This is a genomic window from Ruegeria sp. AF2 (assembly GCF_056542025.1).
Genome location: NZ_JBQFZC010000001.1, coordinates 402,505 through 426,536, shown reverse-complemented (window position 1 = coordinate 426,536; position 24,032 = coordinate 402,505). Strand labels below are relative to the sequence as shown.

Here is a 24,032-nt window from a genome sequence, read left to right as displayed (position 1 = left end):
TCCACAATATTAGAAATCTTGGAAAATGCCATGCTCTACTCAAGTACTCGCGGGAACGCACCCGCTCGATCTCTCCGAGAGTTGCTAAGCCGTGGAACTGCCGAAGATGGCGGTCTTTACGTGCCTGAGGCCTGGCCCGAACTTACATCCAGCGAATTGGCCACGCTGAGCGGGCGGGCCTACGACCAGATTGCATCGGATGTTCTGGCACTGTTTGGCGGAGCTGAGTGGCAACAGTGCGACTTCACCGCAGGCATAAGAAAAGCGCTGGCCGGTTTCGAACGCAATGATGGCCCACCTCTGTCTCGCCTGGATGACCAGATGTGGAGCATGGAGCTTTTCCATGGCCCCACGCTCGCTTTCAAGGATTACGCCCTCGCCCCTTTGGCGGAAGCGATCGATCGGGAACTCACAATCACTGACAAGCGCGCGACCGTACTCTGCGCAACGTCAGGAGATACTGGCGCAGCCACCGCAAATGCCTTTGCGGGACGTTCGCGAGCCAATGCAGTAATTCTGTTTCCGGAGGGCCGCGTCTCTGATGTTCAACGCAAGCAGATGACCTGCCTGGGAGCCGCAAACGTTCAGGCAATTTCCGTTCGAGGCGACTTTGATGACTGCCAATGCCTAGTCAAAAACCTGTATCAAAGCGAAGCTGCCAAAGAATATAGCTATACGGCTGTGAATTCGATCAACCTGGCCCGGATCCTCCTTCAGGCGTCCTACTACATTTACGCTTCGGTCAAAATCCACAACGATTGCGGCCAACCCGTGAACTTTGCTGTCCCCAGCGGGAATTTTGGGAATGTCTTTGCGGGCTATATCGCGAAGCAAATGGGCGCTCCCATTGGGAAGTTGATCGTCACATCGAACGAAAATGATGTCCTCCCCCGGCTTTTCGAGACTGGTATGATGTCGAAGGCAGAGACAATACCGACGATCTCACCGAGCATGGATATTCAGGTTTCCAGCAACTTTGAGCGTATGCTGTGGATCCTGAAAGGACGCGACGGGAACGCAACGCGCGACATGCAAAAGCAGCTCGCTGAGAAGTCTATTTACGAACTTTCGCAATCCCAGCATTCAAGACTGACCAAAGACTTCGATGCGATGAAGTGCGGCAAAGATGATGCCTTAAACACCATGCGCCAGATCCATAAGCAGTTCGGCAAGATCATTTGCCCACATTCGGCAACCGGCTACTTCGCGGCGGATCAGCTGAGGGCAACGCTTAACGGACCCATTGTTGTCGCTGAAACAGCTCATCCCGCAAAATTCCCGACGGCAGTTGAAGAAGCGCTTGGAACACTTCCAGAAACTCCGGCGCGGCTGGAAGACTTATTTGCCCGCGAAGAGGAGTTCACAACCGTCGATCCGACGGTTGAAGCGGTGCTAAGTGTGATCGATGGAATATTCGGAACGCCATGAAGCTGACGTGCTTAACCCCGGAAGTTCAATCTCTTCTGAGTGAACCGCGTGACATCCTTCTGATCGGGATGTCGGGAATTGGAAAGACGCTTCTTTCGAGCTTTTTGAACCAATCCGGGGCGTGGCGCTATGTGTCGATAGACGCCCAAATCCAAGGGCAGTATTTGCGCAAGCAGATACTTGACGCATTCAATGCCGAGGTCAGCAAGGGAGCTATGCTGTCCAGGCTGCAGGAACTGGGCATTCTCAACTTGGACGACGAATTGTGCAAGGACACGCTTGCGCCATTGACTTCCTATTTGGGGATGCCTGGAGACCCAGACAGAGGCGGGATTGAATTCAACGAATATGTGAAACGGCAGAACTTTCATAGGCAGGCTGAACTCACCGCAGTCGAAGGCCTTCTTAGCCTGGAATCCGATCAGCCAGTTCTGGCTGATTCAAGCGGGTCGTTCTGCGAATTGTTTGCGGCTGGTGATCCCACATTTTCTGCTTTGAAAGAAAGGTTCCTCATCGTTTCGCTTAGGGAGAGCGATGAACTCGTCCAGAACCTGATAGTCAGGTACGTTGAGAACCCAAAACCAATTTACTATCCTCCAGACCTGCTTTCTGAATATTGGAGTGAGTATTCAGAAATGGCCGGAGACCGAGACAGTGATATCGATCCAACGATGTTCGCGCTTTGGTCGTATCAGAAGCTAATTTCGGTCAGGCGAGATAAATTTGCGGCACTAGCTAGGCAGAGCGACATATCTATTAGTGCCGCAGATTTGCGATATGCCTGAGTCTTCATCGACCAACGCGCCAGGCCATGTTGAGAACGATTATTCTTCGAACACTATTATGTCTTGCGTCAAGTTGACCTCCATCACAGATACCAGCTTGTTTCATGTCGGAAAGTAGATGTGAGCCCCTTTTGTGAACACGGCCTAGTCGGAAACAACTTCTATCAGTTGATTGATTAGCCAGATGTGTAGAGGACTATTGGCGTCTCGAATATGACGAACTGCATGGAGTTTGAATATTCCCCCTGCGATCGGTAGGGGTCGGTGGGATATATCGAACCTCCGAATGTTGTTATTTGCGGCCCGCTTAGGCAATGTCATCACAAGGTCGGAGCTTTCCACAATCGATAGAGCGGAAAAAAGTGAAGGCACAATCGTCTGAATGTTTCTTCTAAGCCCTTGAAGTTGCAGAGCTTGGTCGACCAAGTTTCTAGTAGGACCATGCGGTGAAATGAGCAGGTGGTTCGCCCTGGCTATTCGTTCAAATGTCAAATCTTCCTCCAAAAGAGGATGACCATTGCGACCTACCAGCACGTAATCTTCTGAAAAGAGCTCTTCTGAAACAAAGTGATTTTCACTTTTTGCCGGAAAGTCGAAATATCCTATCGCGAGATCAATGCGCCCCTGCGTCAGGGCCTCAAGAGCTTCGTCGTTGAATAATGAAAATGCGTGGATATTGATGCCCGGACTCACCTTGCGCAGCTTCGCAACCAGCGGCGGAATTACCCCGGTAAGCTCGTAGTCAAATGCACCTATCTTCAAGTCGGTGGAAGTAGAACTCGGTTCGAATTCATCGGCACCTTCTAATGTTTGTGAAATGAGTCGAACAATTCTGCGAACTTTCGGTTCCAATTCGTGCGCTAAAGCAGTTGGTTCTAGCCCATGCGCGCGCCTTAGAAACAGCGGGTCATCATAGAGTTTTCGAAGACGCTTTAAGGCATGGCTGACGGCAGGTTGGGTCAGCCCCATCTCGCGCGCGACGGCTGTGGCCTGCCTGTGGCGCATGGCCCCGAGAAACACCAGGAGTATGGTGGTGTCGACAAGTCTGAGATCAATTTGATTTATATCACTCATAGAATGAATTCATTATTGTGAAAGTGGCCGACCGTCTAGCCTTATCTCAATCGTATGCAAGGCGATTCCGGGAGGGATAGATGGCGGAAATCCAACTTCGCAACATTGGCAAGCGTTGGGGCAGCTTCATTGGGGTGGACAATTTCGACCTTACGATTGCGGACAAGGAGTTCTTAGTCCTTCTGGGCCCTTCGGGCTGCGGCAAAACCACAACCATGCGGATGATTGCAGGACTCGAAGACGCCAGCGAAGGCGACATTTTGATCGACGGCCTGCGGGTTAATGAAATGGAACCAAAGGATCGCGATGTGGCGATGGTGTTCCAGAGTTACGCGCTTTACCCGAACATGAACGTTTATGAGAACATTCGCTTTCCGCTGAAAGTGCGCGGCGTCGATCCAAATATCCATGACGAAAAGGTGCGGCGAGCCAGCGCGATGGTTGAGTTGGATGACTTCCTACATCGGAAGCCTGCTGAACTATCGGGTGGACAGCGGCAGCGTGTGGCGTTGGCTCGGGCAATTGTACGTGAACCAAACGTTTTCCTGATGGACGAACCTCTTTCGAATCTGGATGCGAAGCTGCGGGTTTCGACGCGGGCGCAGATCAAAAACCTGAGCCACGAACTGGCGGTGACCACCATCTATGTAACCCACGACCAGATTGAGGCGATGACCTTGGCGGATCGGGTTGTGATCATGAAACAGGGTGTTGTGCAGCAAGTGGGTTCACCTGTTGAGATCTACGACAGCCCCGCCAACGCTTTCGTCGCCAGCTTTATCGGCAACCCTGCAATGAACCTGATGGATGGCGATATGTCAGGTGGAACTTTCCGCGCACAACATGTCGACGTGCCGGGATTGAGTGCACCAGATGGCAAGGTCACCCTTGGCTTCCGGGCCGAGGACGCCAACGTCGTCGAAATCGGCGGCCAGATCAACGCTCCAATCTACACGATGGAACTCCTGGGTGACGCGACCATGGTTTCGGTTCGCATCGGCGGCGCGCTTGTCTCGGTAAAAGCAGACAAATCTTACCGCGCCGAGATCGGTGAAATCGTTTCGATCAACGTCGCCCCTGAACACTTCCATCTGTTTGATCAGAAATCTGGAGCACGCATCGGAAGCTGACACATGGGACATTCCGAAACAGCCGAGAAACCGGGTGCAAAGTTACAAGATGCGCCCAACATCAAAGGGAGAAAACACATGCTCATCAAAAAACTATTCGTTGCTGGAGCAATGGCAGGACTAATGGGGACGACTGCTTACGCGGCAGATTGCGGCCCGTCTGATCAGTCCATCCGTATACTTGCGAGTGATTTTCCCGCCATTCACGCTGTGGCGGGCACCGCAGAAGGAAATTGCGCCGAAGCAGCCTCAGAGTTTTCGCGCAATCATACGACCGAAGCCCGACAGATCATGAACGCGGCGCTCACTCCGGATCCTGCCGAATACACCAGCGTAATTGTAGCTAATTCGACACTGACACAATTGATGAATGATGGACTGGTCCGTCCGCTGAACGATCTAATCGAAAGCCACGGTCAGAATATTCCCGACAATCTAAAGATCGCCATTGACGGCAATGTCATGGCCATTGCTTTCATGGCTAATGCGCAGCACCTGTTCTCACGCTCCGACATTCTGGCGCAAGTGGGGATCGACAGCGCTCCGAGCACCTATGACGAGGTGATTGAAGCTGCAAAGGCGATCCGGGATGCCGGAATCATGGAATATCCCATCGTCATGAACCTGAAGACCGGCTGGAATGTAGGCGAGTCCTTTAATCTGGTCTTTCTTGCGCACGGCGGTGAGTTCTTCAAACCCGGCACCGCCGAACCAACTGTCAACAGCGAAGCTGGTATTGCTGCCTTGGAAACACTGAAAGCGATGGTGGAATACGCGCATCCAGACCATCTTACGCAAGCCTCGAACGAAACGCAGGGACTTTGGGAAGCTGGCGAGGCCGCACTTGGTATCATGTGGGGGTCTCGTGGAGCGCCAATCCTCGACGATGAAGGGTCAAGCGCGGAAGTTACGTCGAATACAGTTCTATCCGCTGCACCCTCAGTTGAACCGGGTGGCATCCCCGGAGCAACACTATGGTGGGATGGCTTCACAATCTCCACGAATGTATCTGACGCTGAAGCAGAAGCGACATTCGCTGCACTGGCAAGCGCGTTGACGCCGGAAATGGTCGCGGCCAACAACGACGACGCTGTTTGGTTGCTCGAAGGATTTACGCCTGGCCCAGCGGCAGCTGGTGTCGCGGCAACTGTTCAAGGCGGGGCGCAACCGTACCCGATGCTTCCTCAGATCGGATTGCTGCACGCTGCATTGGGTTCCGAGCTGTCGGACTTCCTAAAAGGTGACGAAAGCGCCGAGAAGGCGCTTGCCGATGTTGAGGCTGCATACAGGACAGCGGCGAAAGAAGCGGGCTTCCTTCAGTAACTCCCCTGATCGAGCGCGCGAGGGGGGTACTTGTAAGCCCCCCTCAACCTAACACCCACCGACGGGGACATTTGACATGAAGCATCGCACATTCTTCTGGTTCATCCTGCCAACTCTTTCAGCAATGATTTTGTTCATCGCTCTGCCAATTGTTTCTGTCTTTATCCAATCGCTTTTCGTTCAACACGAACAGGTTCTGGTTGTTTCGGAAAGTTGTGGACCATTTGGATGCAAGGAGTCCACCTCGGTCGATCTTGAGGCGACACAGAAACTTCGTGATGAAGCACCTTTAGGCAAGTTCAATGGATTGGGTACCTATACAAACCGCTCGCACTTGGCCTTTGCCGAAATTGGCGAGGCTTGGGCAAACACCGAGACAATGGGCGAGTTCTGGCGAGAGCTGGGTGACCTGCCATTTTATAATGCTCTCACCTTTACCTTAGCATACACGTTCATAGTAACACCGATGGTCCTGATCCTCGGTATGGCCGTAGCGGTGGGTGTGAACACCCTGCCGCGCAAGCTCAAGGGCGCAGCGATCTTTGTCTCACTCTTGCCCTTCCTTGTCACACCGCTGGTCGGCTCGCTGATCCTATTCTGGATGGTGGATGGCGACGGTGTCATCGGCGCAACCATTCAAAACATCTTCAATGACCCGAACCTCAGCTTGAAAGCTTCCACCGGTCTCATGTGGTTCATGCTTATGGTATATGGTGTCTGGCACACTTTGCCTTTCAGCTTCATCACATTTTATGCCGGGCTACAAACGGTTCCCGCGGACACAATGGAGGCCGCGCAGATCGACGGAGCCTCGAAGTGGCAACGCTTGATCTACGTCGTGGTGCCACATCTGATGCCACTCGTGACCTTCGTGACACTGATGCTGATCATGGACAATTTGCGGGTGTTTGAACCGATCGTGAGTTTCTCTGCCGAGGCCCACGCCCGGTCACTGAGCTGGATTATCTATAACGACCTGCGCGAAAGCGGCAACCCACTCTACGGTTCGGCCGGGGCAACGTCTTTGATCACAATCTTCTTGGTTGTCATCCTGATGATGCCGGTACTCGTTCGCACTTGGCGCGATTTCACGCGCAAATCTCACTGAGGACAAGATCATGGCGAGAAAAGCAGAAACACGCATGACCCCACTGAAACTGTTCTCCTTCACGATGGTAGGGTTATGGCTGCTTATCGCAGCGTTCCCCTTCCTTTGGACCTTCTGGGGAAGTTTCAAGGTGCAAGCCGATTTCCTGTCCAAAGCGGATTGGATGAACGCCGTGCGAGGGACCAACACACTCGAACAAACCGGCAGCACATTCACTGGACAAGGCTATTACGGCGCGTGGGTGACGGAAGATTTTTGGTTCAACTTTAAGAACACCAGCATTGTCGTGTTCTTTACAGTCGTCATTTCCCTGACGTTCGGCACGCTTGGAGGCTATGCGCTGGCGCGCTCGGGTTTTCGGTATGCATTTTGGATTCTCATGGCCGCACTCGTGTTTCGTGCCATGCCACATATAACATTGGTTTCGGGTTATCTGTTGTGGTTCTTCGAGTGGAATGTCTGGGGCATATTGCCGACCACAATCATAGTGTTGGTGGCAATAAATCAACCCTTTACCCTTTGGATGTTGCATTCGTTTTTCAAGAACATCCCTAAAGACATGGACGAGAGTGCCATGGTCGACGGTTGTACACGTTTTCAGGCCTTCAGACACGTGATTGTTCCCGTGATGTGGCCTGGTGTAATCACCACCGGTTTGTTCAGCTTTCTGCTGGCGTATAATGATTTCACCGTCGCCGTGATGCTTCTCAGCGAAGAGAACGAGACGATAATCCCCGCAATCAACAGCTTCATGGGGACCACTCAAGTCGAAGGCAAGGTAATGTATGCGGTTGCCGCCGTGGTATCCGCAACAGCACCGCTGTTTGTCCTGATCCTATTCTTCCAGCGCCAAATCGTAAGCGGTCTGACCGCTGGAGCAGTCAAAGGCTAATACTATGAACGACGCTAGTCCCGTCTCAGACATACACACGCGAAACAAGGCGATCTTGGAGCCTCTTCGAAATGCGATGGTCAATTTTGATCTAAGTAACGTTCGCTCGGCCATTGCCGATATCTTTACGGCAGATGCGGTCATACACATGCCGCACCCGTTTGGTGATTTTTGCGGCCCGACGGACTTTTTCGACGCCTGCTATGTGCCACTTTTCGAAGCAATGCCCGACCTTGAGCGTCGAGATTGGATTGTAATGGCAGGCCGGACCGAGCGGGGGGATGATTGGGTCGGATGCGGCGGCCACTACGTTGGCACCTTTGTAGGGCCGTGGTTGGACATACCGCCAACCGGGCACCTGACACATATGCGTTTTCACGAGTTCTATCGGATTGTGAACGACAAAGTTGTCGAAATTCAAACCCTTTGGGACATTCCGGAAGTGATGATGCAAGCCCAGGCTTGGCCGATGGCGCCGTCATTGGGGCTAGAGTTTTGCATACCGGGCCCCGCCACAAACGACGGCATCATACCCGGACCGTGGGACGAAGTGAAGGCGAACGCATCCTGCGACCACATCGTTACAATGCTGAAGCATATGAAAAAACACCCGAGTCAGGGCGGTCCCGAAAAGATGGAAATGCCGCGTTTCTGGAGCGAACGCGTCAACTGGTACGGCCCGGCCGGAATTGGCACAGCCCGAGGCATCGCTGGTTTCCGCAATTGGCATCAGATCCCGTTTCTGAATGGGATGCCGGATCGCGGCCGATACGTAGATGAAATAACCTATCACTTCTTCGGTGACGGCAACTATGCAGCCGTGACCGGGTGGCCGAATATGATCCAAACCGTGACCAACGATGGGTGGATGGGTATTGCACCCACGGGTAAACGCATCACCATGAAATCATTGGATTTCTGGCGTCTGGAAAACAATAGGATTCGGGAAAACTGGGTCATGGTTGACCTTCTGGATGCCTATCAACAACTCGGCGTGGACGTTTTTGCGCGATTGCGTGAATTCAACAAGGTGCGCGTTCCGGGTCGACTATCCTTCCCGATTGGAGACGCTTGATGCCGTCATACCAAGGACATTAGACATGAACGGTTTTGACCCAAAGTTTGTCGATTTGCCCGACTATATCATCAGCATCACGAAAGAACTGTGGGAAGACCGCCGCATCGCCAAACTGCACGACTATTACGCCCCAGATATTGTCGTTCGCTCGCCCGCGTCGGTTGTTGTAGGCAACAAGGACGTGATCGCAGCGACTATGGCGACGCTTTCAGAGTTTCCAGACCGCAAGTTGCTGGGCGAAGATGTGATTTGGTGTGGTACGCCAGAAGACGGAATGCTGTCATCTCACAGGCTTTTGTCGACGGCGACGCATACGCATCCCGGCGTTTACGGCGCACCCACGGACAAACAACTTCAATACAGGATCATCGCCGATTGCCACGTCATCAACAACCAGATCAACGACGAATGGCTTATTCGCGATCAAGGCGCAATTGTGCGACAATTGGGTCTGAACCCGAAAGAATACGCACGCGGTTTGATTGAACGAGAAGGCGGACCGAGCAAATGCGTCCAGCCCTACTCTCCAGCGAATGATATCAGTGGTCCGTATTCCGGGACAGGCAATAGCAATATCTGGGGCACGCGATTGGCGAACTTGCTTGAACGTTTGATGCACGCCGAATTCGAAGCAATCCCCGAAGAATATGAACGTGCCGCGCAGTTGGAGTATCCAGGTGGGGCAGCAGCTGTTAGCTTTGACGGTGCAGATCAATTTTGGATGGGATTGCGGGCCAGCTTCCCAACGGCTGAATTCAAGATACACCATATAATTGGTCGTGATGATCCCGCGATGCCACCTCGTGCCGCCGTTCGCTGGACGCTTCACGGAATACACGAAGGATATGGCGCATTTGGTGAGCCGACAGGTGCCGAGGTTTTCGTCCTGGGAGCAACCCACGCCGAATACGGTGAATTGGTTACAGGAAAACCAAAGCTTCGTCGTGAGTGGACCCTTTACGACGAAACAGCCATATGGAAACAGATCCTATTGCAACCGAAAGTAGGGTGTCATTGAGCGTTCAAGACAATGTTGAATGTCGCCAGTGCCTGCGGTGTCTTTGCAAATTCGTATATCTCCAAAGTAATAGTCGTATCACCGGCAACACATTTTGGGCCGGCGAAATCAAAAGTGCAAAAACGTCAAAAAATCTACGTTCGACGCCGCATCCCGATTGATGCTCTCGCTCCAAGAAACCCGAGTCGTCTCAGAATTGCGCCGGGTTTAGATCTGGTTTCTGAAATCCGTCATTGGGCGCAGTGCCACGAGATCACACTCTATTGCGCATTGCGACAATAGTGGACGGACTGTCAAATGGCATGCTTTGCGACCACCGGATGTTCTGCGCCACGATAACACAGTACGAACATCGCAGTGGGGGTGTTATGTGAACCGCCTTCTGGTTGAGCGCACCACCCATCACCGCTTGTCGCGAACCACCCCACAAGTCTTCTGCCCATTCGGCCCGCAGAGTTGCCGTGACTTTCATCCAAAGCGGGCATTCGAAGACTCTACACCCGCCGTTCGGGCAGAATGCGGAAAACGGCGGGATTGAGCCCGAAGCGGACACCGAAAAAATGTCAGACGACGCCAAAAAGTAGCGTCGCCCGATAGTCGCGGTTGTCGCTTTATTCTACCAGTTCCAGATCACCGGGACGCCAGGTCTTGTCGAACCAAGGCTCGAGCGGGCCGTAGAGGCGCATCATCACGTTGAAGCTTTGCCCGGGCATGGTTTGCGCCCAGTTGTTCTCCCAACCTTCTGGGGCTTCTGGACCAAAATAGATGCTGGTACTCCCATCCTCATTAGGTTTTATCCCCGGTCTATTAGAGTCGATACCACCGGATTGCTGGTCAGTTTCAAGGATTGACCGAGTCTGTCCGCTATACAACATAAACGACGCAAAGTTTTTGGCGGGAACCGGCGCCGGTAGCGTTACCTTATAGGTTTTTGAGCCGTCAAGGTACTGTCCGTTGCTGTCTCGCGCTGTCATCGCATAGACAGACCCCGTCCCGACCGGTGGCGAGGTCATCGCAGGCGTTATGCCCGTTGCCATATAGAAAAAGTACGACCGATCATCGAGGATGCGCGCGCCGTCCTCAAGAAAAAGATAGCTCTGGCGTTGGAACGGTGAGTTCCATTGCCGGTCGTCATAAAAGAACACTCCTGGATCGCGCGAGGCATACGTGATCGCTCGCGCCGTGGCGTTTGCGATTGCTGCTGCCTCCTTGAAAATGGCCTGCATACGGGCATCGGGTTCGAAGGGCTCGTCCTTCTTGATCCCTATGGAAGCAAACGTTCCTACAATTTCCGGACTGAACGCACCAATTGGATTGTTTTCGAGTGCGACGTGGATCTCTTCAAAGAAGTCTTCGTTGTTCGCGTGAACAGTGTTGTGTTGAACACCGGAGATATTCAGGAAAGTTTCCGCGGGAGGATTGTCCGCTTCACTAAGCGGATAGATATTCAGACCCGCCTTGATCTCGGCAACAGGGCCAGCCGTATCTCCGTCTGCGTCTGGCGAGCGTCTTAGCAACAACCAGTGCTCATATGTCTTTGTGCGTAGTTCGAAGTAGCCCTCGGGCACCGGCGTTTCATCGTCGTTGTGCAAAAGTAGATACTTGCCACCTTCTCCCTTATCCGCGCCAAGCGCCCCGATATCCGTCACATAGTCAAACGCGGCGTCATCAAGCAACCCAAGCAGGCCTGCCGGAACCTCAATCACCATCGGGCCATCCGAGATATCGACATTCGAACCAATGTAGATTGTGGTTGTATTGGGCGTCAGCCAGATGGACCGCGCGTCCAGCAGGTCTTCTGCAATCACGACGTCATTGGGACTGACGCCCAAGTCTTCGTATCCCTGAAACATAGCTCGAAGCGAAGCGATCTTCATGCCATCCAGGAAAGCCGTCGTTGCTCTGATCAGATCAAGGTTGTCGAAGACTTTCTCCACCGTCTCAGGTGATGGCATACCATCGAAGAATTCCAGATCACCAAGCGTCTGGGTCTCGACCTTGTCTGGTGTAAGAACATTCTCAGGAACGTCGGCTTTGAATTCTTGGGCTGAAGAATGCGATGCGAGTACCAGGGCAGTCAGCACAGCTAACGACTTTGTTTTCATTGTTCGCTCCATTGGGAATTACTGTTTGTTTTGATCAGTTTACTTTTTCTAGATCGCCCAGCATCCAGCCACTCTCCAGCCATCCTTCTTGCGGCCCATATAGACGAAACAAAAGGAAGTACGGCTCTGTGGTTGGTATCCAGTTGCTTTCCATGCCTTCCGGTGCTTCTGGTCCAAAAAAGATGTCGTAAGAACCGTCTTCATTAGCCTGCATCGCATCAGTGTCGCGCTCGGACAAACCGACAGGATCAACGTTCCGAATGAAGCTCTTGGTCTCCATCGAATAAACAATCACGGACCAGAAATCGTCGGCAGGTGTATCCGCTGGGACGTTCAGTTTATAGGTCTGATTGTGATCGTACATTTCCCCGTCGCTGTCGCGCAGGCCTGTCAGATAAAATGTACCTCCGCCCAGTTGTTTCGGCAGGTATGTAATCCAGAAATAACTGCCGCCCGCACGCGCATCCACAAGGACTTCGGTCTCAGTCTCATAGGGGAAACCAGCCTCGGGTTGACCATCCGCGAAATCCCAAATCAACCACTGGCTCCTCATCTCGCCGCTATCGTCGACCCAAAGTGGGATCATGGCTTTCCCGGGCGTCACAAAGTAGTTCTGCATCGAGGTGTACGCGAGCAACAATCCCTCGTTCATTGCCTGCATTTGAAGTTCACTTGGTTCGAAAGGCTTTCCCTTCTCGATCCCGAGATCTTTCAGAAAATTCACCATAACCTTGTCTTGTGGACGGATCGGGTTGTTTTGAACGTAATCGTTCAGGTCCTGAAAGAATGTCTCGTTGTAGTATGGAAGCGAGTCGTACGGCACTTCTGACGCTTCGAGATAGTTGTTGGGTGGCGGATTGTCGGCCTCGGACAGGTAGTACACTTTGATCGTCTGAGCGTACTCGGCCGCATCGGCGTCCGTTCCGCCATTCGTCAGTTTTGGCCGGAACGAAAAACCATATTCGTAGGTATCTGTTTCAAAGGGAAGGTATCCCGCCTCAGTTAATTCCTCCAGGGACATATCCCCTTCGTAGCCTGGGGGTAGCATGAGGTACTTGCCGCCGGCACCTTCGTCGAAACCATCGGGACCAACGTCCACGATAGGAACATCCCAAGCATTCACGATTGTACCGAAGTAGTTCACCTTTTCGGTGGCAGCGGGCACTTCAATGACAAGGGGACCGGGTTCCGAGGTCATTGAAGCCCAAGCATAGGCCGTAACATCGTTAGCCGTAAGAAACCCATGTTTGGAATCGAACGGCTTATTGAGATAAATGATGTCGTTGTAGTCGCCACCGAGGTCGCGGCGAATGCCCTTCAGAAAATCGATCATACCAGCGGCGGGCATTCCCCAGATTGCAGTCTGAGTGGCGCGCTGCACCATGATCTTGTAATCAATGTCCTCGACTTCGGCTGATCGTGCAAGGATGTCACCCGTGTCATTGAAAGACTGGGAAAGAACTGGCGAGGAAGAAAGACCCACAATAAGCGCCACGCCAAAAAGACGCGTCGACAAACCGCTGTGTGATGGCCCAAGTATTTTCATGGCGCAATGCTCCCTGCTGTTTGTGGAAAGCTTGCACATCCGTTCAGCCGATGCGTATCATTTCACGACACGCGGGCGAACAAGCGGGTTGACGGATTGAACCTACCACCGATGATTTCGGCCAAGGCCTTGGGCGCGATGCCCCAGTTTGTGCTTGAGGCCGCTGGGGAAAGACGCCTGTTGCGTGCTTTTGACTCTGCCGATCTTCCTGTTCACTTCATTGAGGAAAGAGGCGGTTACATCTCGGAGCATGCCTTGGCGACCTTTGTGCACGAAGCCGCACGATCCTCGGGACAACAAAACATCGGATTGTTGTGGTCACCGTATCTCACTGTCGCTGACTACGGCGCCTGGGGAAGTTACGTTCTTTCTGCTCCAACGCTGGGGGCAGCGCTAATACGAGCTTCTGCCGTCATGCCATTTCATTCGTCCACGGATCGCGCGTGGCTTGAAACTTCGGGCACTAGCGTGCGCTACTGTTATCGTTTTGGACTTCGCTCGCATTTCGCGTATCCGGACATCGGTTTCTCGGCCGTTGGGGTTTTTCTGAGCATATTCCGCGCGTATTTAGGAAACGACTGGAAGCCATCGGCCGTGCTCTTGGACTTCCCGAAAGTTCCTGGGTTTGTCGAGGCAGAAGACACTTACGCTTGTCCTGTAATCTGGAACGCCACCCGCCTTGGGGTTGAGTTTGAAGCTTCGGCTTTGAGCTCCGAAGCCGCGCCCAAAAAACTTAGCGGAGGCTCGACAACTGTCGGAGATATTTCACGCGAACGATTGGGCGGCCCACCTCAAACACTTAGAGGACAAGTCGAGGAAGTGGTTTGGCAACAACTTCATCGGGAGGAAATGTCGATTGATGCCACCGCGCGTTCGCTCGATCTTGGCGTTCGCACACTACAACGGAAGTTAGCAAGCGAAGGGGTTCGTTTTCGCGAAATCGTCAACGATATCAGGGTAGCAAGGGCCGAGGAACTCCTCACAGATACGCGCGAGACAGTCTCCAGTATCTCCTCCATGCTAGGATATGAAACCGCAAATAATTTCAGCCGCGCATTTAAGAAGGTAACGGGATTGGCACCCTCTGACTATCGCCAAAGGAATTCCGGTCATACTTGAATGGTCGTCTGCAAAAGCAAGCCGCTGGCGTCTGCATTGCTCACAAATTAAAGTTCAGGTTGGATGCGACGAGTAACCGCGTCCAACCCGAGTAGGGCGGGAAGCTAACCTAGTTCGATCACTTTATACGTTTTCTTTTAGGATCAAGAAACAAAGTGAACTGGAACAATGACAAAGTTGCAGACTATTTGCTTGTAGAGGTGATTCTATCTGTTGCCCCGCGTCGATTACCCTGGGATAGGATCAACGCGGGGCTGTAGGAAAGTGCTAGGTAATCAAATGACGCCCGCACTCACTACGGGAAACATTCTGATATTTCGATGCTTGCTCTATTTATGTATCCAATTTGGATATTTGATAGATCCAACTTCTTAAAAGTCGGAGCATGCAATGCGCACACCCCTCGAGATGGAGAGCTTTGGTCGCGAGTTAACCGAGCACCTTCTTAGAATTGTTTGGTTGCTTATGTTGGTTGATACTTTTTTGGAGCTATTCCAAACAATTACTCAAAAAGCATCCACGAGATGGAAAATACTTCTGTAAATGCAGCGACGAGCTTTTGTAGTTCTGTTTTGGGTGCAGCCCCTAGTCATTTCCAGACACGAACCAATGGAATTGGCGAAAAAACCCACGGTCGTTCATGGGATGGGAGACGACCGTGGGTATCAGTTAGGGGTATGATAGGTACGAAGCCATCATGAGTTTGGATCAAAACTCCCACAAAAGATTTGTATTTTGAAAGAGGAGCTTGCGAGTTGTTCAGGCTATAGGTGTTCACCGACGTTCCGCAGTGCTTTTCGAGCAGTTGTTTGCAAACGACGCTTTCACTCGTTGAAATGAATTCACATCGAAATATTTGCTTTTGTTGCGTCGTAGGTAGCTACGCGACGCATCATCTAATTGGGAGGAATACATGAAATATGCTGCCATTTTTGCCGCCGTGGCAATCTCCGCTTATGCAACTGTTGCCGCTGCCAAAGACCCAGTTCCGGCAAGTAGCGACAACTTCGAGATTTACAGTGAGGTTGAAGGCTGGACGGTTTATGCTGACAACGACTCTGGTACATGCCTGATAGAAAAAGTCTTCGAGAGCGGGAACGTCATGCAAATGGGTCTAACCAAAAACCAAAAACACGGTTACTTGGGAGTATTCACGCAAGCTGACATAGACATCAAAAACCGTCAAAAAATAGAAATAGCAATTGACGACTTCGTGTATGAAGGTCGCGCAAAAGGCATAAAAAGCAAGAAGCTAGCGGATGACTACTCTGGTGGCTATATCGTTGTAAAGGACGCAAACATGGCGACTGCCGTGGCCGAAGGACAGACTTTGATCGCATTTCCAAAGAAGTCCGCAAATTTCATTGTGGACCTAACCGGTACAAAGAAGGCTATGGAAGAAGGGCGCAAATGCAACCTTGCACTTGCAAGCTAACTTAGGCCGTTGCTCAACCTCAAAAAAGTTGAGTCGCCTTTTCGTCAAACCCTTTGTGGCCCCGCAGTTTGCGGGGTCATTTATTCGTCATTTTTTGTCTCTTCGCCTCAAGCATCAAGGTTTTGGTTAGCCCGCCGAAACTGGTGCGGGCGTTGTCTAGAAAGCAACGAATTTTGGTTTATCCGAGTGAGTGGCCAGATCGAGTGCGATATTCAAACGAGGCAACGCGGTCTGTTATTTCCCGTGTCTGCTTTGACCGAAACTCTGCCGTTCAGCAGATTTCAAAGAACGTCCAGCGCCGTTCAATGCAGACGTTCAGGCGAAATTTCTCGGAATGACCACCAACAATGACTGCTATCCGTTCCTAAGCCGTCATCTGACTTAACGACTCAGATGACTGACTTGAGCCCATACCTACCAAATGCTGCACACTGCACGAATGGCCACTTTCGAGCCGACCTACGCCCGAACCTCTTCACGCATAAACTCCACAAAGGCCCTTACACGCGGCTTTCGAAAGGCCGAAGGTAACTGCACGCTTTGGATCGGCAAAGTGCGGGAATGGAACTCCGGAAAGAGTTGCACAAGACGTCCGGTTTCAAGGTCGTCCCCCAAAAACACATCTGGGCATATGAAGATGCCGCTCCCGGCACGCGTCGGTACGAGGCAGGCGGGAGGACTGTTTGCCAGAAATGGGCCAGAGACAGGCACCTGCACGGTTTGCCCTTCGATCTGGAATGGCCAGCGGTTTGGATCGGGGTTGTTCGCATCTCGAATGCAAATGTGGTCCGAGAGTTCCGCAGGATGTGAAGGCGCACCATGTTCTTCAAGGTAGCAAGGAGTCGCGACGACTTTCATATGCGTTTCACCGAGCTTGCGAACGACCAAACTGGAGTCACTGAGCGCGCCGATCCGTATTGCGATATCGAAACCGCCCTTGGCCAGATCAGCATAATGATCCGACAAGTCCAATTCGACTGTGACGTCCGGGTGTTGCTCTACGAAACGGCTTGCTGCTTTAGCCACCGCCGTGTCGCCATAGGTAAGGGGCGCCGCCACACGAACGATGCCCTTCAAGCCCTCTGAAGCGTCAAACTCAGTCTCCAACTGCTCCAATTCAGCCAGCACCCGTCGCGCTCCTTCCAGATATCGCTCCCCCTCGTGGGTCAACGACATAGACCTGGTGGTGCGATGGAGAAGATTCAGCCCAACCATGTTTTCGAGCTGGGCCACACGTTTGCTGACCAGCTTGTTTGAAATGCCAAGCCGTTGTCCGGCGGCGGCAAAAGAACCGGATTCCACAACAGCCACGAAGCTCTGCATCCCGTCGATCCGGTCCATAGCATTGTCTCCATTTGCGCGATACACACTCGCTCTTATCGCCATTTCATGGAGAAAAGACCATCGCTAAGTTCCTCTCAAGCTGAATCGCAGGAGAAAAGAACATGGCAACGTCAGACGCCCCCATCTCAATAGGTCAGGTCGCCCTGACGGTGCGCGATCTGGATAAGACCGCCACCTTCTATGAAGACGTGATTGGCCTCGGCCTGATCGAACGCAACGGTGAAAGCGCCTTCCTCGGCACCGAAGCCGGAACGCTGATCGAGTTGCGCCAGGACCGAAACGCTAGACCCTTTCCTAAAGAGGCGGGGCTGTTTCACACCGCATTTCTGTTGCCGTCCAAACAAGACCTCGGCGCATGGCTGGTCTACGCGGATGAGCGCGGTGTTCGCCTGGATGGCGTATCCCACCACGGTGTCAGTGAGGCGCTGTATCTGAACGATCCCGAAGGAAACGGCATCGAAATCTATCGTGATCTGCCTCGCGAAGCGTGGAAACGCCAAGGCGATACCATCCATATGACAACGCACCCGCTCGACCTGAAATCACTAACGGAAGATGCCACACAGTGGCAAGGCGCACCGCAAGGCACAGTCATTGGACATGTTCACTTACGTGTCGGTGATGTCAGCAAAGCAACGAAATTCGTTACTGACGAACTGAGAATGGTGCAGACGTTTGAGCTGCCCTCGGCCCGCTGGTTCGGGTCCGGTGGCTATCATCACCACCTAGCTACAAACGCATGGCAATCCAAGGGAGCAGGCTCGCGCTCTGCTGGAGCCACTGGTCTCGCAAGTGTTGGGCTGTTGGCAAACCCCGCAAATCTCACGCCCGGCCACAAGGTCGATCCATGGGGCACAGAATTCACGATCACCTCGGCGCAAGCCTGCACCGCGTGAATGTCGTCAAATCAAACCAAGAGAGGACTACAACAATGACACCTAAAGAACTCGTATTGGATGCTGTAGCCGCCATTTTCGTCAACTTCGACGCTACCGCCGCCGAACAACTGCTGGCAAATGACTACATTCAGCACAACCCTGCTGTCCCCACGGGTGCCGCACCGATCCTCGGGTTTATCCCCGGTCTCAAGGAAAGCGGGATCGAGGTGGACATCCACCGGGTGATCACGGAGGGCGATATGGTCGTCCTGCATACGACCTATAACAACGCCCAGGCGTTTGGTGCAGACACCTTGGTTGGCTTTGATGTCTTCCGCGTCGAGGATGGAAAGGTTGCGGAACACTGGGACAACCTGATACCGCTCACACCGCCAAACCCTTCGGGACACACTCAGACCGATGGTCCGACTGAGATAACCGATCTGGATAAGACTGCTGAGAACAAGGCGCTGGTCACAGACTTTGTGAACACCATCCTGAAGAATGGCGATGTTGACCGGATCACGGAATTCCTGTCCACCGAGACCTACATCCAGCACAACGGCAATATTGCTGATGGCCTGGACGGTTTGGGTGCGGCACTTGCAGGCATGGCCGAGCAAGGCATCCAAATGATCTACTCGGATGTCCACATTGTTGTGGCCGAGGGCAACTTTGTCTTCACCGCCTCTGAGGGTAAGTTTGCCGACAAGCCGACGGCCTTCTATGACCTGTTCCGCGTCGAAAACGGCAAAATCGTTGAGCATTGGGACGTGATCGCAGATATCCCTGCGGAAATGGCTCATGACAACGGCAAGTTTTGATCGGGGGCGAACATGAGAGCATTCCTGATCACCCTCACGATGATGCTAGGAGGCACAGCTATGGCTCAAGAAACTGGTGTAGTCGAGATTGTGACAATGAACCTTGCCGAGGGTGTTTCAGCTCAAGCGTTCGAACCGGTCGACAAGGCCATTGAGGACGAGTACGTCAGTAAACAGCCTGGCTTCATCTCCCGGCAAGCCGCCTTCGCAGACGACAAATGGGCGGTTGTCGTCAATTGGGAAAGCGCGGAGGCAGCGCAAGCATCCATGGACAGCTTTGCCTCTGCTCCGGCTGCTGAGAAGTTTATGAGCATGATCGATGCATCTTCTATGTCGATGAAGCGCTACCAACTGGCACGGTAAGAGCCTTCATACTAACCAAAGCGCCCATGGAAACATGGGTGCTTTGTTGCATTTTGATCATCAGCATTCATCACCGGACAATCGGGCTATCCAGGCGGACGGCAACTCTGTCCGCAGAGCGGACATTTAAGCCTGGTACAGCTAAAGACTGCATTGAGCCCAATGCCGACACAAGACTTACATTGATGGTGGTTCTATCGTGTCGCGACCCATATACCGCGAAAACTTAGGTTTAGTTTCTGCGCCGCAACGTTCGTCCGAAGTTTATCTGGTAATAATGTCTATCGCCAATTCGGCTTATCGCCAAACGCGTTTGCTTCTTGGTCACTTGGCTGTACGAAAAAGTAAATTAGCACCAGAACACCTATCAACGGAACGAAACCTATCAACAGCCACCATCCTGATCTGCCGGTATCGTGCAATCGCCTTGCACCTACCGCAAGGTTGGGAAGAATTACTGCGAGGCTCACCAAAACTGACAGCGGTTGACCTGCATTCTCATCGCCAATCTGAAAGCCAAGTAATGGCGCAATGAACAAAGCGTCCAGAATGCCAACAACAATTAAGACCAGAAGAAGAGAAAGAAACCACCACCAGTACTCTGGTCGCGACGCGCGCCCTGAAAACGTGGCATAATTGGAAAGAACTTTCCCTGTGGCAGCAATCATGTTTCCCAATGCCCGACCTCCCTCACAAAAAGAACTCAACTATTTCATTTCAGTATAGTCTTCAAAACCGTCTACGGAACCATCCTTAATGGTGCAGTTTCCCGCCCGTCTGACCCTGGGGTCGTCCCAATACACATTCCAGAAAACAACATACTGGTTTTCGTTTTCCCAACCAGGGAAAACACTTATTGCGGCATTTGGTAGACTAGAAAAATGTGGGACGTTCCAAACGTAATCATGACACGCAGTCAACGCCTCTGTTGTTTGACGATCGAATGCGGCCGCAGGCACACCGATCAGTGCGAGAATGAAGACTCCTGTTGCCGTTCTCATTTGCCTCTCTTCCTTTAAACATAACTGAATTGATCGCGGTTGAGTTCAAAACTTGCCCAGATAGTACCGGATACCCTAGCGTGAAACCTAACCCTCACGCAAAAACTAAGTCTTTGATTGCGCTTCAACACGAGCAAAGAATGAGTAAACAAGCAGCCGTTCACACAGGCTTGGCGAAAGTCCGCTTTGTCCGCTTGTCGGGATTTGCAAAGTTCAGTTTGGAATGTCCGGCTAGGGCTGCCTCCAGACATAGGCACGGGAACCAGCGAAGGTCGACTGCGAGCCCTCCCCGGTCTTTTCACTTTCGTACTGCGAGCACAAACGTCACCAAAATTGCTGCACCAGCATGGAACCTTAGCAATGTAACGCGCACAAACACCTGCCATTCGTTCAGGAGGCAGCGGGCCGTGTACAGGACGTTTGTTGTTTATAGAGGTTCTCGAATTTCGCTGCGGGTGCGGGAAGCCTACTTTGGTCGATGAAACCCGTTGCCAACAAAAAGAACGAAGGGGGCCGAAGCCCCCTTGTTGAGACTTAGCTTACATCATGCCGCCCATGCCGCCCATGTCGGGCATGCCGCCGCCAGGTGCCGCGCCTTCTTTGGCGGGCTTGTCGGCAACCATTGCTTCGGTGGTGACCAGCAGGCCAGCAACCGATGCCGCATCTTCCAGAGCGGTACGGACAACTTTGGCCGGGTCGATCACGCCGAACGAGAACATGTCGCCATATTCTTCGGTCTGTGCGTTGAAGCCGAACGCTGCGTCGCCGCTTTCGCGAACTTTGCCAGCAACGACCGCACCGTCGACACCTGCGTTCTCAGCGATCTGGCGCAGCGGCGCTTCGATGGCTTTGCGAACGATGTTGATGCCTGCGTCCTGATCGGCGTTTGCACCTTTCAAGGAGTCCAGTGCTTTACCGGCCTGAACCAGCGCAACACCGCCACCGACGACAACGCCTTCCTGAACGGCAGCGCGAGTTGCGTTCAGAGCATCGTCCACACGGTCCTTACGCTCTTTCACTTCGACTTCGGTCATGCCGCCGACGCGGATAACGGCAACACCGCCTGCCAGTTTGGCAACGCGCTCTTGCAGCTTCTCACGGTCGTAGTCCGACGAGGTTTCTTCGATCTGAGTGCGGATCTGAGCAACACGTGCTTCGATCTCGGCTTTCTCGCCAGCACCGTCGACGATGGTGGTTTCGTCTTTGGTGATTTCGATTTTCTTGGCGGTGCCCAGCATGTCCATGGTGACGGACTCGAGCTTCATGCCCAGATCTTCGCTGATGACCTGACCACCGGTCAGGATTGCGATGTCCTGCAGCATGGCTTTACGGCGATCGCCGAAGCCCGGTGCCTTGACAGCAGCAATTTTCAGGCCGCCGCGCAGTTTGTTGACAACCAGAGTTGCCAGCGCTTCGCCTTCAACATCCTCAGCAATGATCAGCAGCGGCTTTTGCGACTGGATCACCTGCTCGAGCAGCGGAACCATCGGCTGCAGCGAGGACAGTTTCTTTTCGTGCAGCAGGATCATGCAGTCGTCGAGTTCTGCGATCATCTTGTCTGCGTTGGTGACGAAGTAAGGCGACAGGTAGCCACGGTCGAACTGCATACCTTCAACAACGTCGGTCTCGGTTTCCAGACCTTTGTTTTCTTCGACGGTGATAACGCCTTCGTTGCCAACCTTCTGCATCGCGTCTGCGATCTGCTGGCCGATTTCGGCTTCGCCGTTGGCTGAGATGGTGCCAACCTGAGCAACTTCGGCCGAGTCTTTGACTTCACGCGAAGCCGACTTGATGCCTTCAACAACCTTGGCAGTTGCCAGGTCGATGCCGCGCTTCAGGTCCATCGGGTTCAGGCCCGCTGCAACCTGCTTCAGACCTTCGCGAACGATGGCTTGGGCCAAAACGGTTGCAGTGGTGGTGCCGTCGCCGGCTTCGTCATTGGTGCGGCTGGCGACTTCTTTCACCATCTGCGCGCCCATGTTTTCGAACTTGTCTTCCAGTTCGATGTCTTTGGCAACGGTTACGCCATCCTTGGTGATGCGCGGCGCGCCGAAGGATTTGTCCAGAACCACGTTGCGGCCTTTGGGGCCCAGCGTCACTTTAACGGCATCAGCCAAAATATTTACACCGCGCAACATGCGATTGCGGGCATCGGTCGTAAACTTGACGTCTTTAGCAGCCATGTGACTTGCTCCTTAGTATGTTGTTTGTTGTTACCTGGTGAACCTGAGGCGTCAGGCGGCTTTTGCCGCGGCAGAATCCTCGATGATCCCCATGATGTCGCTTTCTTTCATGATCAGCAGTTCTTCACCGCCGATGTTGACTTCGGTGCCCGACCATTTGCCGAACAGGATCCGGTCACCTACGGAAACGGCCATTGCGATCAGCTCGCCGTTGTCCTTGCGTGCGCCCTCGCCGATTGCAACAACTTCGCCTTCGCTGGGCTTTTCTTTTGCGCTGTCTGGAATGAGCAGGCCGCCAGCGGTTTTTTCTTCGCTCTCAACGCGACGAACCAGCACACGGTCATGTAGAGGTTTGAAGGCCATTCTGAATTCTCCTCATTTGGCGATTCATCCTATTAGCGCTCCCTGTTGAAGAGTGCTAACAAGCGGGATTTTGGGATGTGAAAGAATAGTTTCAAGAGACATGATTGAATATTTTTTTGGCTTCGCAAAGTACGGATATAAGCGTTTTTATTCAATAGCTTGAAGGAGGTTTGAATATTGACGACGAAGCGCCCAGGACGACGCGAGATTATTGACCGATTGCTGGCCGGGATAGGTTCAAACAGCACCACGTGGCACGTACGCAAAGAGCAGAAAAAGGTGCCTTGCATGTACTTCTCAACGAAAGGCCGGGCCATGCGCCCACACCGTCAACGAGTATCGCTCGCCCTGCTCAACCGGCGTCACCTGGTGTAGCAAGAAGCTCGGAAAGACGGTCGCGCTTCCCTGGTATCGACTGGCTGTCACTGCGTAGGCATCTGGCATGATCTCCAGGTCACCCCCGTCATACAATCCGGGTTTGCTGAGTTGCACAACCAGTGTCAGTTTTCGTTTTCGAGCGGTCGGGCTATCTCCGATATCGGAGTGCCAAGCGAAATGGCCACCATCTGAGGCTTTGTAGCAGGTGACCTGAGGGCTCTCGGAGAATTCCCGCAGATCAAAGTCAAACCTATCAGTGTTGGAGCGGCGCACCAGACTTATCAGACGTGCCATTACCCACCCGGTGCCGGTGACGTCGTCCAGCCAAGTCACATCGCACTTGCGCAAGTTGTGATCTTTGTTCTGGCCGACCAGCAAGGCCTCATTTGCGGGGGCGAGCTTTGATGAGGCAACAATTTGCTCGCATTCCCGCGCCGTGAAAGCGCCGGGAATCGAATGTACTTCCATCATTCTGAACACCATTTTCAGACTGTCGTTGGATATTGCGGCAACGCGCATGTGTCGCTGCGCCGTTTTCGACCAAAGTGTTCGAAAGCGACGTCTTTTTTCTTTTTTGGGCAGATAGTTTCGTGGCGTCGCGGCCCCAAGGCTACGTGCCCGTTCAACCGCCATTCATCCTGGATTTCAGAATAGCAA

22 protein-coding genes are annotated in these 24,032 nt (G+C 52.8%); 13 read left to right on the top strand and 9 right to left on the bottom strand.

Translation table 11 applies throughout. The annotated features are described in order from the left end of the window. The first annotated feature begins 30 nt into the window (after nt 1-30). Nucleotides 31-1,428, top strand: a complete 1,398-nt coding sequence (thrC, locus tag ACR0NM_RS02090) for a threonine synthase (protein ID WP_480613903.1) — start codon at nt 31-33, stop codon at nt 1,426-1,428. After that, nucleotides 1,425-2,213, top strand: a complete 789-nt coding sequence (locus ACR0NM_RS02085; protein WP_170612628.1) for a hypothetical protein — start codon at nt 1,425-1,427, stop codon at nt 2,211-2,213. The genes thrC and ACR0NM_RS02085 overlap by 4 nt, the downstream gene beginning before the upstream one ends. A 144-nt stretch (nt 2,214-2,357) precedes the next feature. On the opposite strand, the gene ACR0NM_RS02080 is transcribed toward ACR0NM_RS02085, so the two are convergent. Next, nucleotides 2,358-3,287: a LysR family transcriptional regulator gene (locus ACR0NM_RS02080; RefSeq protein WP_010442716.1), complete on the bottom strand. Its 930-nt coding sequence runs from the start codon at nt 3,285-3,287 to the stop codon at nt 2,358-2,360. An 80-nt stretch (nt 3,288-3,367) separates the two neighbouring features. On the opposite strand from ACR0NM_RS02080, the gene ACR0NM_RS02075 reads away from it, so the two are divergent. The 6 genes from ACR0NM_RS02075 to ACR0NM_RS02050 all read left to right on the top strand — a co-directional run bounded on the left by ACR0NM_RS02075 (nt 3,368) and on the right by ACR0NM_RS02050 (nt 9,836). After that, a complete protein-coding gene (locus tag ACR0NM_RS02075) occupies nt 3,368-4,417 on the top strand; it encodes an ABC transporter ATP-binding protein (RefSeq protein ID WP_480612996.1) in 1,050 nt (349 codons plus the stop codon). A gap of 78 nt (nt 4,418-4,495) precedes the next feature. Then, a complete protein-coding gene (locus tag ACR0NM_RS02070; RefSeq protein WP_029622133.1) occupies nt 4,496-5,740 on the top strand; it encodes an ABC transporter substrate-binding protein in 1,245 nt (414 codons plus the stop codon). A gap of 76 nt (nt 5,741-5,816) precedes the next feature. Continuing rightward, on the top strand, nt 5,817-6,848 hold the full coding sequence (locus ACR0NM_RS02065) for a carbohydrate ABC transporter permease (protein WP_480612994.1): 1,032 nt from the start codon (nt 5,817-5,819) through the stop codon (nt 6,846-6,848). A 34-nt stretch (nt 6,849-6,882) separates the two neighbouring features. Next, nucleotides 6,883-7,740 carry a carbohydrate ABC transporter permease gene (locus tag ACR0NM_RS02060; RefSeq protein ID WP_029622134.1) on the top strand — a complete coding sequence of 286 codons (858 nt, stop codon included), beginning with the start codon at nt 6,883-6,885 and terminating at the stop codon, nt 7,738-7,740. Nucleotides 7,741-7,816: 76 nt separating this feature from the next. Next, the gene (locus ACR0NM_RS02055) at nt 7,817-8,815 is read left to right on the top strand and encodes an ester cyclase (protein ID WP_170733136.1); all 999 of its coding nucleotides are present in this window, start codon (nt 7,817-7,819) and stop codon (nt 8,813-8,815) included. A 25-nt stretch (nt 8,816-8,840) separates the two neighbouring features. Continuing rightward, nucleotides 8,841-9,836, top strand: coding sequence for a nuclear transport factor 2 family protein (locus ACR0NM_RS02050; RefSeq protein ID WP_170512638.1), 996 nt, complete (start codon nt 8,841-8,843; stop codon nt 9,834-9,836). 611 nt (nt 9,837-10,447) lie between these two features. Here the strand turns inward: ACR0NM_RS02050 and ACR0NM_RS02045 are convergent. Further along, nucleotides 10,448-11,941 (bottom strand): DUF1254 domain-containing protein, encoded by a 1,494-nt coding sequence (locus ACR0NM_RS02045; protein ID WP_170660758.1) that lies wholly within the window; start codon nt 11,939-11,941, stop codon nt 10,448-10,450. Nucleotides 11,942-11,975: 34 nt separating this feature from the next. Then, the gene (locus tag ACR0NM_RS02040) at nt 11,976-13,487 is read right to left on the bottom strand and encodes a DUF1214 domain-containing protein (RefSeq protein ID WP_480612992.1); all 1,512 of its coding nucleotides are present in this window, start codon (nt 13,485-13,487) and stop codon (nt 11,976-11,978) included. A 96-nt stretch (nt 13,488-13,583) separates the two neighbouring features. Here ACR0NM_RS02040 and ACR0NM_RS02035 point away from each other — a divergent pair, with 96 nt between their 5' ends. Both ACR0NM_RS02035 and ACR0NM_RS02030 read left to right on the top strand, forming a co-directional pair. After that, complete coding sequence (locus ACR0NM_RS02035; protein WP_480612990.1) at nt 13,584-14,606, top strand: helix-turn-helix domain-containing protein; 1,023 nt, start codon at nt 13,584-13,586, stop codon at nt 14,604-14,606. A 913-nt stretch (nt 14,607-15,519) separates the two neighbouring features. Further along, entirely contained in the window at nt 15,520-16,041 is a 522-nt protein-coding gene (locus ACR0NM_RS02030; protein ID WP_170660761.1) for a hypothetical protein, read from the top strand. Between the two features lie 459 nt (nt 16,042-16,500). Here ACR0NM_RS02030 and ACR0NM_RS02025 read toward each other — a convergent pair whose 3' ends face one another. After that, on the bottom strand, nt 16,501-17,382 hold the full coding sequence (locus ACR0NM_RS02025; protein ID WP_170660762.1) for a LysR family transcriptional regulator: 882 nt from the start codon (nt 17,380-17,382) through the stop codon (nt 16,501-16,503). Between the two features lie 104 nt (nt 17,383-17,486). Here ACR0NM_RS02025 and ACR0NM_RS02020 point away from each other — a divergent pair, with 104 nt between their 5' ends. From ACR0NM_RS02020 to ACR0NM_RS02010, 3 genes are read left to right on the top strand one after another with little or no spacing between them, the layout of a single operon-like run. Then, a complete protein-coding gene (locus ACR0NM_RS02020; RefSeq protein WP_480612988.1) occupies nt 17,487-18,281 on the top strand; it encodes a VOC family protein in 795 nt (264 codons plus the stop codon). A 35-nt stretch (nt 18,282-18,316) separates the two neighbouring features. After that, nucleotides 18,317-19,087, top strand: a complete 771-nt coding sequence (locus tag ACR0NM_RS02015) for a nuclear transport factor 2 family protein (protein ID WP_480612986.1) — start codon at nt 18,317-18,319, stop codon at nt 19,085-19,087. Nucleotides 19,088-19,147: 60 nt separating this feature from the next. Further along, complete coding sequence (locus tag ACR0NM_RS02010; RefSeq protein ID WP_480543496.1) at nt 19,148-19,450, top strand: antibiotic biosynthesis monooxygenase family protein; 303 nt, start codon at nt 19,148-19,150, stop codon at nt 19,448-19,450. A gap of 281 nt (nt 19,451-19,731) precedes the next feature. Here the strand turns inward: ACR0NM_RS02010 and ACR0NM_RS02005 are convergent, their stop codons facing one another. The 5 genes from ACR0NM_RS02005 to ACR0NM_RS01985 form a co-directional block, all read right to left on the bottom strand. Beyond that, nucleotides 19,732-20,118: a DUF805 domain-containing protein gene (locus ACR0NM_RS02005; RefSeq protein ID WP_170567776.1), complete on the bottom strand. Its 387-nt coding sequence runs from the start codon at nt 20,116-20,118 to the stop codon at nt 19,732-19,734. A gap of 39 nt (nt 20,119-20,157) precedes the next feature. Further along, nucleotides 20,158-20,451 carry a hypothetical protein gene (locus ACR0NM_RS02000; protein WP_480612984.1) on the bottom strand — a complete coding sequence of 98 codons (294 nt, stop codon included), beginning with the start codon at nt 20,449-20,451 and terminating at the stop codon, nt 20,158-20,160. 539 nt (nt 20,452-20,990) lie between these two features. After that, nucleotides 20,991-22,634 (bottom strand): chaperonin GroEL, encoded by a 1,644-nt coding sequence (gene groL, locus ACR0NM_RS01995; protein WP_480612982.1) that lies wholly within the window; start codon nt 22,632-22,634, stop codon nt 20,991-20,993. Between the two features lie 51 nt (nt 22,635-22,685). Beyond that, entirely contained in the window at nt 22,686-22,997 is a 312-nt protein-coding gene (gene groES / locus ACR0NM_RS01990) for a co-chaperone GroES (RefSeq protein WP_480468804.1), read from the bottom strand. Between the two features lie 297 nt (nt 22,998-23,294). Next, complete coding sequence (locus ACR0NM_RS01985; protein ID WP_480612980.1) at nt 23,295-23,846, bottom strand: 2OG-Fe(II) oxygenase; 552 nt, start codon at nt 23,844-23,846, stop codon at nt 23,295-23,297. Nucleotides 23,847-24,032 lie beyond the last annotated feature (186 nt).